Origin of the sequence: Megasphaera sp. UBA4233 (assembly GCF_002395615.1) — a bacterium.
GTDB lineage: Bacteria > Bacillota > Negativicutes > Veillonellales > Megasphaeraceae > Megasphaera > Megasphaera hexanoica.
Window position 1 is genome coordinate 11,828 of record NZ_DGXL01000006.1, and the last position, 17,913, is coordinate 29,740.

Consider the following 17,913-nt stretch of genomic DNA (forward strand, 5'->3'; position numbering starts at 1 on the left):
ACCGTTACCGCTGCCACTACCTTCTCCAACGCCATCACCGTTACCGGTGCCACTTTCTCCACTGGCATCCCCGCCTATATTGCTGTTGGTACTTTCTGCAGTGGTGCTGCCGGCCGAGGCGGCAGTTGCAGGAACCGGTGTTGCGGCATCCTCTGCTGTATGGGAAGCCGGTGCTGCATCCGGGATGGATATACGGTTCTGATCTGACGGTATCTTGGCGGACGCAGCTGTTGTCGCCACACTGCCTGCACGGTTAACGGCCTGCAGGCTGCTGGAAACGGCTGATTCACTGAGGGGCTGGGGAAAAGCCGTATTCTGCCAGCCGGGGGTTCCGCTGCTACCGCCCCCGCCGCCACCGCCACTGCTACCTGTATTGCCATTTCCTTCCAGTTCGACCATGACCATTTGTGGGGGCTGCGTAGCTGCTGTATGGACAAAAAACAGGGCGAGGATGAAAAAGAAAAGGACATGAATCAGGCCGGATACGGTGTATGCTTTTTTCCAGGAAAGAGTATTCATATACAGGGAGTGCTATCCTTCTGAAGGAGTCAGCATCTCCGGCACCTCCTTAATGTTAAAACGTATATTTGACGCCGCCATAATATGTCCGGTCCGATCCTGCCGTGATGGTGCTATAGGGTCCGATACCAGATTCGTATTCGTAATACGTCTTGTTGAACAGATTGGTGATGCCACCGAATACTTCCAGATTTTTGTTCACTTTATAATGAGCATCGATATCGACGAGAGAGTGAGATCCGATGATTCCGCCATCGTTATCATATTTATCGGCATCGGATAGGAAGTTATTATATTTTCCGATATAGGTGTAGGTGGCGCCCATATTAAATTTTTTATTGAAAGCGTAGTCGGCGCGGAGCATGACTTTATGTTTGGGAACTTTCATGAGCCCGCTCTTGGTATAATCAATCCGGTCTTTCGGGTGTTCTGCCATCCAGGCTTCGCCGGCACCGTTATAATTGCTGCGGCCTTTTAGATACGTATAGCCTTCAGTAAATTTCCATTTTCCTACATGCTGCTGGATTGATAAATCAATTCCCTTTCGCTGTGTTTTCAGAATATTCATGGTTTTCATGTTCAAGTGATTCTGGGCGTCAAAAATATAGAAACGGTTCATTTGATTATCTGTATACGAATAAAAACCTGTCAGGCTGATTGTGGAAGCTCCGATTTTATCACGCCAGCCCACTTCATACATGTTGAAAATTTCGTCATCGGCCCCGGTCGTGACATAGCGCTTGTATCCATCGATACGCGTTTCATCGGTGATCTGCAGGCCGTCGGGGGAAGTAAAGCCCCGTTCCCAGCGGGCGTATATACGTCCTGTATCGTTGTAATGGTATGCTGCCGACAGTTCAGCTGCTGTGTTCCAGCGATTGCTTTCATCAGCGCCGGAAAGTCCGCTGGCTGCCTGTTTGTCAAAGTCCCACAGCAGGCGTTCCCGGCGCAGTCCCTGGGTGAATGTCCATTTCTTTTTGTTCATGACATTCAGAGCATAGAGGGCTTCTACTTTCTTGTCGTAATTAAACGATAATGGTTCCAGTGTATAGGTTTTAGTCCGATAGTTCACTAATTTATAGTTATTATAATCCAGATTAGCTTTTTGCCGGTAGATGTCCAGGCCGAGCAGCAGGTTATTCTGCTTGCCGGAACCGTAGGAATAATCGAATTTCAGTTTGGCCCCTTTAGTATCGTGATACATGCGCTTATCGTCCGTATCGGTATTGCTGTAATACCCCTTGTTATAGAAAAAGTCGCCAATAAACCGCCAGTTGGAGCCAATACTGGATTCATAAGTCATATTATATGAATCGAGATGGCGGTCGCCATTCAGATAATCACGCCGCTGTTCTGTTATTTTGTGACCGTCTGCATCGAGGCCGACTGTGACTGTCTGATAAGCGGGAACATAATTTTTACCTTCTTTCAGCATTTTGGAAATAGAAATATTACCGATATAGCGGCTGTCCTCTTCCAGATGGCTGGCACGGACGGTCAGCCGCTGGTTTTTATCGATGTCATAGCGGAAGCCGCCGTATACATAATCACTATTGCGGTAGGTGTTTTTAAAATAGAGGTTGCGGTTGATTTTGGAATAACCGGCCGTAACGGTCAGCTTGTCATTGACTTTGGATCCGATGTTCAGGTTCAGCTTCTCCCCGTCAGAATTCCATTCTGTATTGAGCGTGTTCTGTACCTGATTCATCGTCCGCAGACTCGTCGTAATATTGATGACACCGCCAGAAGCTCCGGAACCGTAAAGGACGGATCCACCACCGGGAATGATTTCAATTTTTTCGATATTTTCCACGGGTACAACATCATAGTTTGTCTTGAGAGGATGATTGACGACAGAGGTAATGGGAGCCCCGTCGAGGAGTACCTGCAGGTTACGGGCAGACTGGTCCGAACCCTGACCACGAATATCGATATCGCCCTGTCCGGTGAGGCCGACGTTGATGGATGGGACATCTTTCAGAATGTCTGACAGGCTGGTGTAGCCCTTTTCCTGGATATCTTTTTTCTGTATGACAATGACTTCTTTTGTATCTTTGAGACGCTCGACTTCCACATAGTCAGGATGGACGTAGGAATCCTGTAATTTAATGGTAGATGGTTCGGCCGCCAGACTGGAACCGCAGGCCAGAAGAACTGAAACTGTCAGCAGTGGTATGTATTGTTTCTTTTTCAAAATAATCCTCCTTATGTATACGAGATTTCACAAACGATTGTGACAATCTTTATCAAGTATACACGCGTAATGTGACAATTTCTACTCCATTCAGACAAAAAGCAATCCATTCCGACATTTTTTTATGCAGACTGTGTCATAACTCTTGCCAGTCCTTCTATTCGTGTTAGAATAGGTCATGCAGTATAAGATAAGAAAGGAACATTGTGATGAAATATAATCATATCATAGCAGGGATACTATCTGTCTTCTGGTGCGCTTCTCTGATGCCGGTTCTGGCGGATACGATTCCTGTCAATAATCTGGTGCAGATAGTCGCTTCCGATTCGGCGACGGCCAAGACTGTGGCCTGGCAGGATGACAGCGGACGCCGTGACTATACCGTTACGTATCGTCAGAAAGGCAGCAGGGAAACAGAAAGGGCCTTTGTCACCAACCCTAAACGCCCGCCTGTATACGATGCGGACTGGGTCCCGCCGTATACGTATGGTGCCTATATGCAGGGACTCCGGCCCGATACGGATTATGAATATGAAATTGCCGATGGGGACGGGGAAAGCGGCTGGTTTCCCTTCCACACGACGACGGAACAGCTCAACCGGTATGAGGTACTCGTCTTCAGTGATACCCAGTCATCAGATTACAGCGTCTGGGGACAGACGGCGCAGTCTGCCTATGAAGCCCATCCCGGAGCCGCTTTTTTTACGGTCGTAGGAGATTTGAGCGATAATGGCCAGTCCTGGTATCAGTGGAAAGAGTGGTACGAAAATACTGATATCCTTACGTCCTATATGCCGATAGCACCGGTCCTGGGGAACCATGAAGCCTATTCTCTGGACTGGAAATTCTGTGAACCCTATACCTATAAGGCGCTGTTTCCCGTACCGTACGGGGCCCCGGAAGGACAGAGCCGCCTGGCCTACTCTTTTGATTATGGCGACGTTCATTACGCAGCTCTTAATACGGATTATGAAGAATTGCACGAGTTATATCCGGACATGATGGAACATGAAGTGACCTGGCTGGATCGGGATCTGGCAGATGCACAGAAACGGGGGAAAAGGCTGATCGTGCTCATGCACCGGCCGGCAGTAACGGCTACGTACCGGGCTCTTCCCGATATCAATGGGACTTATTTTATGCCTCTCTTTGATAAGTACCATGTGCCACTGGTTTTTACGGCCCATGAACACTGCTATGCCCGTACGGAACCGCTGATAGATGGCAGGCCCGGCGAAGGAGGCACGACGTATATTTCAACAGGCCGTGCCGGGACGGAATCGTATACGGATACGGTAAAACGATACTGTGATGCGGCTTATTATAATCCTACGGATCAGCCCATGTATCTGGTATTAGATGTAACCCCGGATTCCTTTGTCGTGACGGCGTATAAGATGGATGGCGCGGTTATCGATACGGCTTCTATCGCGGCTCCATCTCCTTCAGGAAATACGGTGACTGCATCTGCCGGAACATCCAGTGAGAAAAAGAAAGTCCGCAAAGTAGTCAATAAACCGGCGGAAAATCGGTTGTTACAGAAGAAGAATTCAACTAAAGACCCCGGCTCTTTACAGAAAGAAAAACCGGAGCGCATACAGAAATAAAGAATGAACGTATCCGGCAACAGGAACGGGAATGCCTGCCATCGTGTGGCGCAAAGTCTATATCCCGTTCCAGCCGGGCTGTCATGTAATCGTGACAATGGTGTAGTATAATTAGGGAACAGGAGGTAGATAATAATGAAAAATAAAACATGTAAATTCTTGGCTGCCGCTGCGGTACTGGCACTGGGATTTGCCAATACTGCCTTCGTTTCCCAGGCTGCTGGTACGGCATCCGGTGATTGGAATCGCCAGCTGGTACGCCAGATGGACCAATTAGAACAACGTATGGATGCGATGGAACGGCGCATGGACCGCGATATGACAGTGCAGCGTCAGTTCTTCAATGACTGGATGGATCATTCTATGGTTATGCCGGATCCCTTTGCCCGTATCTGGCAGGATAAGTTTCAAAGTCTGGAAAATATGCAGACCATGCTTTCCCAGGATGGGAAAGGCAACGGCTCTTCTTCCGGGCTGCAGCTTACCGGGACGGATGGCAGTCTGATGCAGTTCAGTACCTGGGGCAATGGGATTCCGGCCGACACCGATATCAGCTATGCCGTATCCAATCAGACGATTGCCGGCGATGTGACGGCCGATGGAAACAGTTCATTAAAACTGGTGCTGCGGGACAAGACCTATTTTAAAGGAGCACTTAATAAAGACAAAACGGCGCGGGCCGTATCGGTCTCCCTCGATAAAGATGCTGTGTGGGACGTGACGGGTACATCTTATGTGACAGCTTTTACGGATGAAGATACGACGCTGGCGAACGTTCACAGTAACGGATATGACATTTATTACAATGGTGATATTCCTGATAATGCCTGGCTGAAAAAAGCTGTGCGGGATCTGCCCGGAGGGGGACGGCTTCTTCCGGAAGTACAGAAACCGGAAGTGCAGCAGGCAGCTTCTGACAGCAGGGTGGAAAAAGCGCTAAAGGCAGATACCGGACATACGATGTAACAGGGCGCGTGCAGGCTCCCAGGCTTGTCATAAAAAACACTATATATTGTATAACCGGAAGGTATTCACTTTCTATACGCCTTCCGGTTTTTCTGTGCGCCCGTATAGCGAGGGAATGGCCCGATATAACAGATGATAAATTGATACTGGACAAGGCTTCCTTATATTGTTTTCACAAAAACCTGTGAAATACCAATTCTTCTATTGGCTTTTCCCTTATTTTGTAGTATTATAATACACGGCATTAACGACACTATATATAGTATTTTTAAAACATTAATTGACAATATTTTGTATATAAAAGAGGAATACCTCGTATGTTTGAGACACAAGGAGATGTAGTATGGAACAGGTACAGCAGACAGAAACCATCAATGTAAGGACCCATGTCATCAAGCGCAATGGTCAGGAAGTGGGCTTTGATATTTCCAAAATCATCAATGCAATCAGTAAGGCCAATCAGGAAGTCAGCGGGATTCACCAGATGAACAGCTACCAGATCCGGGCTGTAGCCGACACCATTGCTAAGAATATTGCCAGCCAGCCCCATGCTGTCAATGTCGAAGATATACAAGATATGGTAGAAAAGGGCATCATGGAAATGCGCGGCTATGAAGTGGCCCAGAAGTATGTGCGGTACCGGTATAAGCGTGAAATATCCCGGAAAACGAATACGACAGATGACAGTATCTTGTCACTCATCGAACAGATGAATGAAGAAGTCAAGCAGGAAAATTCCAATAAAAACCCGGTCATTAATTCGACACAGCGGGATTATATGGCGGGAGAAGTCAGCAAGGACCTGACGAGACGAGTTTTATTGCCGGAAGATATTGTCCGGGCTCACGAACAGGGAATCATTCATTTCCATGATATGGATTATTATGCCCAGAAAGAACATAACTGCGACCTCATCAATCTGGAAGATATGTTGCAGAATGGCACTGTCATCAGTGAAACGCTGATTGAAAAACCGCACAGTTTCTTTACAGCCTGTAACGTCACGACCCAGATTGTCGCCCAGGTAGCCAGCAATCAATATGGTGGCCAGTCATTCACACTGGCTCATCTGGCTCCGTTCGTCGATATCAGCCGCCGCAAAATCCGCCGTCAGGTCGAAGAAGAACGGAAGGTATGCGGAGAAAGTCTCGATCCGGCCATTATAGATAAAATCGTTGCCTGCCGGCTGCGGGAGGAAGTAAAGAGCGGTATCCAGACGATACAGTATCAGCTTATTACACTCATGACCTGCAATGGACAGGCACCGTTTGTGACGATGTTCATGTATCTCGATGAAGTGCCGGAAGGTCAGACCCGGGACGACCTGGCCATGATTATTGAAGAAGTGCTGCACCAGCGTATGCAGGGCGTCAAAAATGAAAAGGGAGTCTGGATTACACCGGCTTTCCCGAAATTGATTTACGTCCTCGATGAAGATAATATCAGTGAAGACGCTCCCTATTGGTACCTGACGGAACTCGCTGCGCAATGTACGGCCAAACGGATGGTGCCGGACTACATTTCTGCAAAAATCATGAAACAGCTGAAACAGGGCAATGTCTATACCTGCATGGGCTGCCGGTCCTTCCTTACCGTCGAAGATTCCCAGCGCAATCCCGATGGCAGCCACAAATTTTATGGCCGTTTCAATCAGGGTGTCGTAACCATCAATCTCGTTGACGTGGCCTGTTCGTCTAATGGCGATATGGATAAATTCTGGAACATCCTCGATGAACGGCTGGAACTCTGTCACAGGGCCCTGCGCTGCCGCCATGAACGGCTTTGCGGTACCGTATCGGACGTAGCTCCCATTCTCTGGCAGTATGGCGCTCTGGCACGGCTGAAGAAAGGGGAAACGATTGATAATCTTCTGTATAATGGCTATTCGACGATTTCCCTCGGATATGCGGGCATCTATGAAATGTGCATGCGCATGCTCGGTAAATCCCATACGACACCGGAAGGCCGGGACTTTGCCCTGTCTGTCATGCAGCGTCTTAATGATAAATGCAAAGAATGGCGGCAGGCAGAAAATATCAGTTATTCTGTATATGGCACGCCCATGGAATCGACGACATACCGCTTTGCCAAATGCCTTCAGAAACGGTTTGGCATTATTAAAGGTGTAACGGATAAAAATTATATCACCAATAGTTACCACGTCCATGTGACGGAACCGATTGATGCGTTCCATAAATTGAAATTCGAAGCCGATTTCCAGCGCCTTTCGCCCGGTGGCGCCATCAGCTATGTTGAAGTGCCGAATATGCAGAATAATATTCCGGCCGTCCTGACAGTTATGAAATACATATATAACAATATTATGTATGCAGAACTCAATACGAAGAGCGATTACTGTGAAGTCTGTGGATATGACGGTGAAATCAAAATCGTAGAAGATGACAGCGGAAAATTGGTCTGGGAATGCCCGAACTGTGGCAACCGGGATCAGAGCAAGATGTCCGTTGCACGCCGGACCTGCGGATACATCGGTACCCAGTTCTGGAACCAGGGACGTACCCAGGAAATCAAAGACCGGGTGCTTCATTTATAAGAACAGCAAAATGTCTGACCATAGAGGAGTTGTCTGCCTGAGACAGCTCCTCCTTTCATCGCGGAGGCAGAATCATGAATTATGCAGAAATAAAAGAATACGATATTGCCAATGGTCCGGGCGTGCGGCTGAGTGTATTCGTATCCGGCTGTACCCACCATTGCAAAGGATGTTTTAATCCCATGACCTGGGACTTTTCGTATGGAAAACCATATACACAGGAAACAGAAGACAAGATTATAACCTTACTGGGGGAAGAGTGCTATCAGGGACTGACTCTTCTGGGAGGAGAGCCCATGGAACCAGTCAATCAGAAAGGCCTGCTGCCTCTGTTGCGGCGGGTCCGGCAGACCTATCCTCATAAGGATGTATGGTGCTTTACGGGATACCTTTTCGACCGGGATCTCCTGGGACGCATGGCAGAGGCTGTACCGGAAACAAAAGAACTGTTGTCCTATATTGACGTTCTCGTCGATGGAGAATTTGTCCTGGAGAAAAAAGACGTTACCCTTCTCTTCAAAGGATCCAGTAACCAGCGTACGATCAACGTTCCTGAGTCACTCCGGACAGGGGATATTATTTTCTGGGACCCGGGACATGTATCCATGTCTAAGATGGCAAAAGTATAATGATAATTTGAACGTAATAAAAAGACCTGCTGCATGTGCGGCAGGTCTTTTTATGAGACGTGGACAGATTATTTTTCAGCATTGAAATCCAGTGCTGTCTGGGCATAGAGCATAGCACCGCCCAGGAGGGCACTTTCATCTACGGTGTAGTAGCAGGAATGCTGTGGATAAACGGCTTTGCAAGCTTCATTGCGGATACCAAGCTGGCAGACGCAGCCAGGAACTTTATCCATGAAGAAAGCGAAATCTTCACCGCCCATGGTGGCTGGAACTGCTACGGGAGCATCAGGAGCAATGACTTTGCGGGATGCACCCTGGACAACGGCAGCCATGTGTTCATCGTTGATGACCGGCGGGCAGAGTACTGTATTTTTTGTAACAGCCGTAGCCCGATAGGCGGCAGCTGTTTCGCTGGCGATGCGATCGATGACTTTCGGGAGAGCCGTAAAGATTTCTTTGCTGAAGCAGCGGGATGTGCCACCGAGATGAGCACTTTCGGCAATGACATTCCAGCGGTAGCCGGCTTTGACTTCGCCGACCGTAACGACGACCGGTTCCATCGGCGAGAATTCACGGCTGACCATAGACTGCAGGTTGTTGATGATTGCAGCCTGGACGACAACGGCATCGACGCAGCTGTGCGGAGTAGCACCGTGGCCGCCTTTGCCGGTGACATCAATGGTGAACATGTTAGCAGCACCCATACGCGGACCGGCATCGCAGGAGATATGACCGGCATCGACGTCGAACCAGACGTGAATAGCGAAGCAGCCGTCGACGCCTTCCAATGCCCCGTCTTTGATCATGGCAGGAGCCCCTGTGGCTACTTCTTCAGCCGGCTGGAAAGCCAGTTTAACTGTACCGCAGAGGTCTTCCTTCATATCATTCAGGATATGAGCGGCGGTCAGCATCATGGAAATATGGCAGTCATGGCCGCAGGCATGCATGACGCCTTCGTTCTTGCTGGCAAACGGAAGCCCTGTTTTTTCCGTTACTGTCAAGGCATCCATATCACCGCGGAGGAGAATGGTTTTGCCCGGTTTGCTGCCTTTAATGGTAGCGAGCACGCCTGTTTCCAGACCGCAGGGAACCCAGGGTACGCCGATTTTATCGAGTTCTTCTTTGACGACTTTACTCGTATTGAATTCTTTTTCACTGAGTTCCGGATTTTCATGGAAATACCGTCTCATGTTAATCTGATAGTCAGCATATTTCTTTGCAACTTCTTTGATATCCATGTTAAAAGACCCCCTCTTCTTTTAAATAAAAATAAACTTCATTTAGAATATTAAACCTATGAAACATTGCTGTCAAATAAACAGAAAGAAAAAAAGATAAATCAGATTGCTGATTTTGCTATAGTAAAATACGTTATAGTCATTATAGCATTTAGAGCAATGTAGCAAAATATCCGGCAATCAGTACGGATGTAATAGTAACGGAGGTAAAACCGCCGACAATCATACTCGGGAAGATATGACTCATGAGATAACCCCGTTCTACCATATTATCAGCCAGAGAATCACACGTCATTTCGGTAATCAGAGCGTCTGCCGGGAATCCGTAGAGTGCAGTCAGGCCATTGGCAAATGCCAGTGGGAAGGAAATGCGCATGATTTTGGAAATGATGAAGGCAAATACACCCATACCAGCGGTACCGACGAGAATCAGTATGACCATGGGGCCGATAAGAGACATCAGCATGTCCGGCGTGCAGTTTTTCAGGCCGTCAAAGACGAACATCATCAGAGCGAACATGATGATCCAGAACGAACCGGCACGGGTCAGAGAGTTTTGGTCGAGGAAACCGATATAGGTGAAGAATACGCCTAAGACCAGAGCCCAGATAGCACCGTTGACCGGTGTGGCCTGACCGAGGAGAATAGCAAACCAGGCAACGAGGCCAAGTTTGGTCATCATGAAGACAGGCGTATTGAATTTGTCCGGCATTTTAGGAATCAGGGTTTTACGCTGAGTGTCATTGGACACAGCTGTCAGTCCGACGTGGGAATTACGTTCGATTTCTTCCGGTGTAAGAACGACTTCACCTGTACGGAGTTGTTTTAAAAGGCGTCTGCCTTCCGCCTGCAGGCAGACCGCTGTGAGCGGATATCCGGCAAAACCTTGGATACAATACATGGCAATAGCAAAGACGGAGGCACTCATGAGACCTGCCTTCGTTGCGGCCTGTTGCATGATGGTCGTAGCGACGATACCACCAGTCAGTGGTGGCAGACCGACGATGACCAGCGTGCGGTCCATGAGGAGAGAACCGACAAAATAGCCGATAATGCACATGCCGAGGAGACCGAACAGGCAGATGACGACGGTACGCCATTGATGAATGAGCTGCTGGACGCTGATAATCGTACCGATGTGCACAATCAGAAGGAAGATAGCAATTGTATTGCCAAAAGGCATGAGGCCTGAATTAGTCACCATTTCTTTTGGAAAAATCGTCCAGTAGCCAAGCAACATGAGGCAGGCGGTGACGAAAACTGATGGAATCCAGGCTTTAGATAATTTGGAAACGTATTCGCCGATGACGAATACGACGCCACAGGCAAAAAAGGCCAGGGCAAAGTTATACAGTACCATAATACCAAAACCCCTCTCATATAACTAAATCCCCTCGTTCTGAGGTGGTGACTCATATACTAGTACTGTCAAAATGGTTTGTCAATAAAAAATTAGCTATAATAGATTAAAATATTAAATTAAACGTTTTACTGATATATACAAGATAAGAATATAATAAATGCGATGTAATATATTAATATTTGATTTGTATAATCAGTATAGAGAAGAAGACTTTTTCGATATAAAAAAACAGGCGTTATCCATAAAGAATAACGCCTGTATGGTTTGTACCGATATGTGCAGACCGCTGTCTGATCAGAGCAGGGTAGCAAAGTAACCAGCAATCAGTACGGATGTAATTGTAACGGAAGTAAAGCCGCCAACAATCATGCTCGGGAACATGTGGCTCATGAGATAGCCCCGTTCGACCATATCATCAGCCAGAGAATCGCAGGTCATTTCCGTAATGATGGCATCGCAGGGGAATCCGTAGAGTGCCGTCAGGCCGTTGGCAAAAGCCAGCGGGAAGGAAATCTTGAGGATTTTGGAAATGACAAAGGAGAAAATGCACATGCCCAGCGTCCCGGTAACGATGAGGATGATCATAGGCCCGATGATGGAAATCAGCATATCGGGGGTGCAGTTCTTCAGGCCGTCGAATACGAACATCATCAGGGCAAACATGACAATCCAGTAAGAACCGGCACGGCTCAGCGTGTTCTGTTCGAGGAAGCCGAGGTAGGTGAAGATGACGCCCAGAACAAGTGCCCAGATAGCGCCATTAACGGGTGTTGCCTGACCGAGCAGGATGGCAAACCAGGCGACGAGACCGAGTTTAGTCAGCATGAAGACCGGTGTATTGAATTTCTGCGGCATTTTCGGAATCAGTGTCTTCCGGTTGCTGTCATCGGCAATAGCTGTCATGCCGACATGGGAATTACGTTCGATTTCTTCCGGCGTAAGGACGACTTCTCCCGTGCGGAGCTGTTTCAGAAGACGACGGCCTTCAGCCTGCAGACAGATAGCCGTAAGCGGATAGCCGGCAAAACCCTGGATGCAGTACATAGTGATAGCAAAGACCGATGCAGTCATAAGGCCGGCTTTGGAAGCGGCCATCTGCATGATCGTGGCAGCGACGATACCACCTGTAAGAGGCGGCAGGCCAGCGATGATAAGGGTGCGGTCCATAAAGAGTGAGCCGACGTAATAGCCGATGACGCACATCCCTAAGAGGCCGAACAGACAAATGACGACCGTTTTCCACTGGCGGATGAGTTGCTGGATACTGATAATAGTGCCGATATGAACGATTAGAAGAAAAATAGCGATAGTGTTGGCAAACGGCATGAGACCAGCATTAGTAATCATTTCCTTCGGAAAGATTGTCCAGTAGCCGACCAGCATGATGCAGGCCGTAACGAAAACGGATGGAATCCACGCTTTGGTAATGGTGGATACATATTCACCGATTACGTATGCGCAGCCGCAGGCAAAAAATGCTAAAGCAAAATTGTAAAGGACCATAATACCTGATACTCCCCTCTTAAAACGTAATATATACATGCGTCAGGTATAACGCACGCATATTCTTTACTCCGCCAGTATAGGTTCCTGACGGACTGTCATCTTGTCTCCCCAGACAGCTTGGACAGTAGAACGTTTTTCTATCCCCCTTTTATTCAATTTTGTTCTCATCCTAGCACAAAATATTCACTCCGTCAATAAAAAAATAAACAAAATGCCAGAAAATATTAAAGTTAAGAAGAAACTTAAAAATATTAAGAAAAGTATTTAATGCATTGCATGCAAAATTGAGAACTATAGTATACCAAGCCCCTGCAGGAGAATTTTCAGGCCGATGAGGATGAGTACGATACCGCCGAGGCGTTCAGAACTCTTCTGATACCGCAGGCCAAAGAGACTGCCGGCTTTTACGCCGATGGCAGAACAGATGAAAGTCGTACAGCCGATACAGAGCGCGGAGTAGAGAATAGATACGCCCATGAAAGCAAAGGTAACACCTACTGCCAGGGCATCGATGCTGGTGGCGATGGCCAGTATGAGCATGGTCCGGACATCGAGAGCGGCGCCACAGTTATTTTCCTGTTCACTGCTGCCTGATTCGCGGATCATATTGCCACCGATGAGGACGAGCAGGAGGCAGGAAATCCAGTAGTTGTACTGCACGATATAGGTGGAAAAGAAACTGCCCAGAAGATAGCCCAGCGTTGGCATCAGGGCCTGAAAGCCGCCGAACCAGGCACCGGCAATCAGCATATGGCGCAGGCGGATATGTCCCAGGGAAAGGCCTTTACAGACCGATACGGCAAAGGCATCCATGGAAAGACCCAGGGCCAGTAAAAATAATTCGATGGTATTCATGAGGGATGGCTCCTTTTCTGTATAAAAAATCATAAAAAAAAGAGACGTAAAGACAGAAAAACTGTCTTCAAGTCTCATCATTTCAAATAGTACCGGGTGCGGGCACCAGTATGTCGATACTACTATACATATTTCTATGTACCGATTACTCCCTTGAGGTAATGTACACATTATATAGTATCTATACATTCATGTCAATAAAATTGAGAAAATAGTTGAGAATCAGGTCTGGCTTTTCATGGTAATCAGATAGACAGTGGCGATGATGCAGGCAAATCCAATGAAATCGGTGAACGAAAAGGATGTGCCCAGGAAGAACAGAGAGGAGAGCGTAGCTGAAACCGGCTCAAGGGTGCCGATAAAAGTTGCTTTGACCGGACCGATATCACCGACGCCGCGCAGAAACAAGGTGAAGGAGGCTACCGTGCCAATCAGGACAATAAAGGCGATTGCCAGGATTCCGGTCGTATCGAGGTTCATGGCGCTCTGCCAGGGGCGCAGGCAGAGCGTCAGCACGATGCCTCCGATGAGCATACCCAGGGCATTGACGGGAAGCGTTCCCCATTTGCGGATTTGTTTATGGGGAATAACCGTGTACAGGATAGAGCCGATAGCGGCGCCGATGCCCCAGAACAGCCCCTGGGGAGAGATGACCATAGTTTGTATCTGGCCGCCTGTGGCAATGAGGAAAACTCCGGCTAATGCCAGAAAGATGGCTATTATCTGCCAGCGGTCGGGCCAGCGCCGGAAGCGGATGGCCGCTACGCAGGACATAAGGGCTACATTAAGGGATTGCAGGACCGTGGCTGTTCCTGAATTGGCGTATTGGATAGCTGATAGATACGTAAGCTGACAGGTAACGAGTCCGAATACAGAAAAGGCCGCCAGTTGTACCATATCGCGCCGGTTGTGCAAAAGGGCTGTCAATGTTTGCCGCTGCAGGGAAATGACCAGAATCATGAGGACGATACCGGCACCGAGCATGCGGATATTCGTCAGGAGCAGGGCGTCTATGGTGTAGTGCATGAATAAATACTGGCCGCATGTGCCGGACAGTCCCCAGCTGAGTGCGCCGAAAGTGGCACAGACCATTCCTCGTTTTACATTTTCATCTGCCATACTATCGTCCCTTCTGTGTATTTTCTTCATTATAAGAAATGAAAAAGGGATTGTAAAGGCATGGGAAATGAGAAAATAGTGCCATATCAGAAAGAAATAATCATTTGTTCATTCAGGCCGGGCATGATACAATATAAAATAAGGTACTATATATATGTAATATAGAATATAAAGAATATTATGTGAGTGAGGAGGAATTATCATGAGTTGGTCTATGCCAGTTTATACTGCACCGGATTTTACGAAAGAACCGTTTGTCCATGCTCCGGACGTTACATTAGTGCCGGCACCGACAGATGGAGGAGCTCCAGATCAGTACCATTCCATGTCGATTTTCCCGGAATACTTTAAAATAAACGGACATTGGCTTCTGGCCGAAGAAAGCCGGATGGACTGCGTGCCCGTATATGATGGTCAGAAAATCCGCATCGTGGAATTCCGTAACCTGAAAAAAGGGGACCTTGTCGTCATAGGGCGGAAAGAATGCGGTGAAGAAGGGATTTATGTACACGTCGATGGCTTTTTGACGGAAGAAGAGAAACATAAAGATACGTTCGTATTCCGCACAGGCCGCTCGCGGGAAACGTCGTATTCCAAAGATTACGATTCTATCTATGAACTCCTGCGGCATGAAAAAGCCCATGGCAAAGTGGTCTGGATTCTGGGACCGGCTTGCGCTTTTGATGCCGATTCGCGAAAGGCCTTTTCGGATCTTGTACGCAATGGCTATGTCAATGGACTCATGGCGGGAAATGCGCTGGCTACCCATGATCTGGAAGCGGCGTATCTGGGGACGGCTCTGGGGCAGGATATCTATACCCAAAAGCTGGCACCGCTGGGACATTATAACCATCTCGATACGATTAACAAAGTACGTCAGTATGGTTCCATTCATTCTTTTATTGAACAGGAACATATAGACAATGGGATTATCGCGGCATGTGACCAGTGTCACGTCCCGCTCGTACTGGCCGGTTCTATCCGCGATGACGGTCCTCTTCCGGAAGTCATTGGAAATGTCTATCAGGCACAGGATGCGATGAGGGCCATGATCAGCGATGCCACGACGATTATCTGTATGGCCACCATGCTTCATTCCATAGCGACCGGCAATATGTTCCCGTCGTATCGCGTGGTGGATGGTGTCGTACGTCCGACTTATTTTTATTGTGTCGATATTTCAGAATTTGCTGTCAACAAATTGCGTGACCGGGGCAGTCTGAGTGTCGATTCTATCGTAACCAATGTGCAGGATTTCATCGTCAATGTGCGCAACAATCTCTGCTGTTGATAAGGAGACAGGCTGAAAGCTATGAAAATTACGTTCTTTTTGCCATATATGGAAATGAAAGACGTCGTCTGCCATACGTTTCTTGAGCAACAGGAGCAGAGCGGGGAAGAGTGGCAGCTGGAAACGATACTCCGGCTGGGAACTCAGATCCTGGATGATGTGGCTATTGGCGGCGACGTAGTTGTGGCCAGAGGGGCTACGTATCGTAAACTGAAACAATTGCTGAAGCATGTGCCGGTTACGGAACTGAAAATCAGTGGATACGATATCATGCGGGCGGCGCTGGCCTGTAAAAAAGAATCGGGCGAAGAACGTATCGGGTTCATTGGAACGACGGAAATGATTTACGGCGCCCAGCATATTTCTGAATTGATACCCGTAGAGCTGGTAACTGCTGCGGCATTTGAAGAAGATGGCATACGGGAACGACTTCTGGAAATGAAAGAAAAAGGAGTCAGAGCGGTCATCGGCGGCGTGACGGCTACGATTATTGCCCGCAAACTAGGCTTTTCTGCTGTTCGCATCAGCTCCGGCCGGGAAGCTGTGTATCAGGCGCTGGTAGAGGCAAAAAGGGCTTATCAGCTTTCCCTGCAGGAACGGCGCCGGGCCGAACTGTTCCGGGCTATCCTGAACTATACGAACGATGGCATTATTGCCGTGGATAAGAACGATGAGATTCTGCTCATAAACCGGGAAGCCGCAAATATTACAGGACTTTCGCCACAGAGCACGGGCAAGCGGCTGGCATCTCTTTTACCTCATATCCCCCTGCGCCAGGTGGTGGAAACGGCCCAGCCGGTACTCAACCGCATTACCCGTTTCAACGACCAGGATGTCACTCTGACCTGTATTCCCATGCAGACGGGAAATCAGACAATTGGTGCCGTTGCGGCATTTCAGCCCGTATTGAAGGTGCAGAACCTGGGAAATGAAATCCGGCGCAAAAAAAATCAGAAAGGGCATATAGCCAAAGCTCACTTTGATGATATTTTGGGCGAGAGCCCGGCTCTTCTGGAAACGATTCATCTGGCTAAACAGTACAGCAAGGCCGATGCCAATGTGCTAATCAATGGCGAGACGGGTACAGGGAAGGAACTCTTTGCCCAGAGTATCCATAATGCCAGCAGCCGCAGCCGGGAACCATTTGTCGCCGTAAACTGTGCCGTCCTTTCGGAAAATCTTCTGGAAAGTGAACTCTTCGGCTATGTGGAAGGCGCCTTTACCGATGCACGGAAGGGCGGTAAGAGCGGCCTCTTTGAAGCGGCCCACCACGGTACGCTCTTTCTGGATGAAATAGCGGAAATTTCTCCACGTATGCAGGGACTGCTTTTGCGGGTATTGCAGGAACATGAAATCATGCGCGTCGGCGATGACCGGATTATTCCCGTCGATGTCCGCGTCATCGCGGCGACCAACCGGGATTTGGCGGCTATGAGCCGGGAAGGGAAATTTCGGTTAGACCTATATTATCGCCTTAATACGCTGCATCTGGTGCTGCCACCGCTGCGGGACCGGGGACAGGATGTGTTATTCCTGTTCCGCCGCTTTTTGTCGGGGATTTACAGCCGTGATGGCATTATCTGGGAAGGCATGACAAAGGCGGCAGAGCAGTGTCTGCTGCAGCAGCACTGGGCTGGAAACATCCGCGAACTGTATAATGTGGCGGAACGCGTCGCTGTATTTACCGAAGGAGCTGAACTGGACGAAAACGACTTGCGTATTGCCCTGAGCGGAGGCGTACAGACTGGAACTACCCAGCAGGCCCTGCCAGAAGAGCGGCCAATGCCTGCAGAGCAGAAAACCGTGGCAGCGCCGGCAGCCGGAGAGATGGATGAATACCAGCGTATCCGGCAAGTGCTGGAAGAAACTCACTATCATTATGGACATGCAGCAGAACGACTGGGAATCAGCCGTACGACACTGTGGCGGAAAATGAAGCAGATGAAGTGACAGGATAGAATCGGTGGCTGCACATCGGCTCTCCTCTTAGAATGTTGATTGAAGAAGACCGTGTACCGCGAGGTATGCGGTTTTTTTCTTATATTGAAGTTTGTTCCTTGCATAAAAGTTTT

The 17,913-nt window shown here is 48.4% G+C and carries 12 protein-coding genes and 1 pseudogene; 6 read left to right on the plus strand and 7 right to left on the minus strand.

Annotated elements, in window-relative coordinates:
- Positions 1 to 519 (minus strand): annotated as a pseudogene (locus B2U90_RS00835) (hypothetical protein); the annotation flags it as partial.
- A gap of 55 nt (positions 520 to 574) precedes the next feature.
- A complete protein-coding gene (locus B2U90_RS00840) occupies positions 575 to 2,713 on the minus strand; it encodes a TonB-dependent receptor (protein WP_257536617.1) in 2,139 nt (712 codons plus the stop codon).
- 209 nt (positions 2,714 to 2,922) lie between these two features.
- Between B2U90_RS00840 and B2U90_RS00845 the strand changes: the two genes are divergently transcribed.
- From B2U90_RS00845 to nrdG, 4 genes are all read left to right on the plus strand, one after another.
- A complete protein-coding gene (locus B2U90_RS00845) occupies positions 2,923 to 4,320 on the plus strand; it encodes a purple acid phosphatase family protein (RefSeq protein WP_292016917.1) in 1,398 nt (465 codons plus the stop codon).
- Between the two features lie 135 nt (positions 4,321 to 4,455).
- Positions 4,456 to 5,286 (plus strand): hypothetical protein, encoded by an 831-nt coding sequence (locus B2U90_RS00850; protein WP_292016850.1) that lies wholly within the window; start codon positions 4,456 to 4,458, stop codon positions 5,284 to 5,286.
- A gap of 343 nt (positions 5,287 to 5,629) precedes the next feature.
- On the plus strand, positions 5,630 to 7,840 hold the full coding sequence (nrdD, locus tag B2U90_RS00855) for an anaerobic ribonucleoside-triphosphate reductase (RefSeq protein WP_292016851.1): 2,211 nt from the start codon (positions 5,630 to 5,632) through the stop codon (positions 7,838 to 7,840).
- A gap of 74 nt (positions 7,841 to 7,914) precedes the next feature.
- Positions 7,915 to 8,469, plus strand: coding sequence for an anaerobic ribonucleoside-triphosphate reductase activating protein (gene nrdG, locus B2U90_RS00860; RefSeq protein ID WP_292016852.1), 555 nt, complete (start codon positions 7,915 to 7,917; stop codon positions 8,467 to 8,469).
- 68 nt (positions 8,470 to 8,537) lie between these two features.
- Here nrdG and B2U90_RS00865 read toward each other — a convergent pair whose 3' ends face one another.
- The 5 genes from B2U90_RS00865 to B2U90_RS00885 form a co-directional block, all read right to left on the minus strand.
- Complete coding sequence (locus B2U90_RS00865; protein WP_059076138.1) at positions 8,538 to 9,707, minus strand: amidohydrolase; 1,170 nt, start codon at positions 9,705 to 9,707, stop codon at positions 8,538 to 8,540.
- Positions 9,708 to 9,858: 151 nt separating this feature from the next.
- Entirely contained in the window at positions 9,859 to 11,067 is a 1,209-nt protein-coding gene (locus B2U90_RS00870) for a hypothetical protein (RefSeq protein WP_113855277.1), read from the minus strand.
- A gap of 297 nt (positions 11,068 to 11,364) precedes the next feature.
- Positions 11,365 to 12,573: a hypothetical protein gene (locus B2U90_RS00875; RefSeq protein ID WP_292016853.1), complete on the minus strand. Its 1,209-nt coding sequence runs from the start codon at positions 12,571 to 12,573 to the stop codon at positions 11,365 to 11,367.
- A gap of 294 nt (positions 12,574 to 12,867) precedes the next feature.
- Complete coding sequence (locus B2U90_RS00880) at positions 12,868 to 13,431, minus strand: manganese efflux pump MntP family protein (protein ID WP_170087032.1); 564 nt, start codon at positions 13,429 to 13,431, stop codon at positions 12,868 to 12,870.
- Positions 13,432 to 13,653: 222 nt separating this feature from the next.
- Positions 13,654 to 14,550, minus strand: coding sequence for a DMT family transporter (locus B2U90_RS00885; RefSeq protein ID WP_292016854.1), 897 nt, complete (start codon positions 14,548 to 14,550; stop codon positions 13,654 to 13,656).
- Between the two features lie 202 nt (positions 14,551 to 14,752).
- Here B2U90_RS00885 and B2U90_RS00890 point away from each other — a divergent pair, with 202 nt between their 5' ends.
- Entirely contained in the window at positions 14,753 to 15,841 is a 1,089-nt protein-coding gene (locus B2U90_RS00890) for a hypothetical protein (protein ID WP_059076133.1), read from the plus strand.
- Positions 15,842 to 15,862: 21 nt separating this feature from the next.
- Entirely contained in the window at positions 15,863 to 17,791 is a 1,929-nt protein-coding gene (locus B2U90_RS00895; protein WP_059076132.1) for a sigma 54-interacting transcriptional regulator, read from the plus strand.
- The last annotated feature ends 122 nt before the right edge of the window (positions 17,792 to 17,913 follow it).

Bases quoted from the DNA above. Each gene is read 5' to 3' on its own strand.
- B2U90_RS00845 (WP_292016917.1), top strand. From the start codon at position 2,923: ATGAAATATAATCATATCATAGCAGGGATACTATCTGTCTTCTGGTGC.
- B2U90_RS00895 (WP_059076132.1), top strand. From the start codon at position 15,863: ATGAAAATTACGTTCTTTTTGCCATATATGGAAATGAAAGACGTCGTC.
- B2U90_RS00890 (WP_059076133.1), top strand. From the start codon at position 14,753: ATGAGTTGGTCTATGCCAGTTTATACTGCACCGGATTTTACGAAAGAA.
- B2U90_RS00885 (WP_292016854.1), bottom strand. From the start codon at position 14,550: ATGGCAGATGAAAATGTAAAACGAGGAATGGTCTGTGCCACTTTCGGC.
- B2U90_RS00875 (WP_292016853.1), bottom strand. From the start codon at position 12,573: ATGGTCCTTTACAATTTTGCTTTAGCATTTTTTGCCTGCGGCTGCGCA.
- nrdD (WP_292016851.1), top strand. From the start codon at position 5,630: ATGGAACAGGTACAGCAGACAGAAACCATCAATGTAAGGACCCATGTC.
- B2U90_RS00865 (WP_059076138.1), bottom strand. From the start codon at position 9,707: ATGGATATCAAAGAAGTTGCAAAGAAATATGCTGACTATCAGATTAAC.
- B2U90_RS00880 (WP_170087032.1), bottom strand. From the start codon at position 13,431: ATGAATACCATCGAATTATTTTTACTGGCCCTGGGTCTTTCCATGGAT.
- B2U90_RS00850 (WP_292016850.1), top strand. From the start codon at position 4,456: ATGAAAAATAAAACATGTAAATTCTTGGCTGCCGCTGCGGTACTGGCA.
- nrdG (WP_292016852.1), top strand. From the start codon at position 7,915: ATGAATTATGCAGAAATAAAAGAATACGATATTGCCAATGGTCCGGGC.
- B2U90_RS00870 (WP_113855277.1), bottom strand. From the start codon at position 11,067: ATGGTACTGTATAACTTTGCCCTGGCCTTTTTTGCCTGTGGCGTCGTA.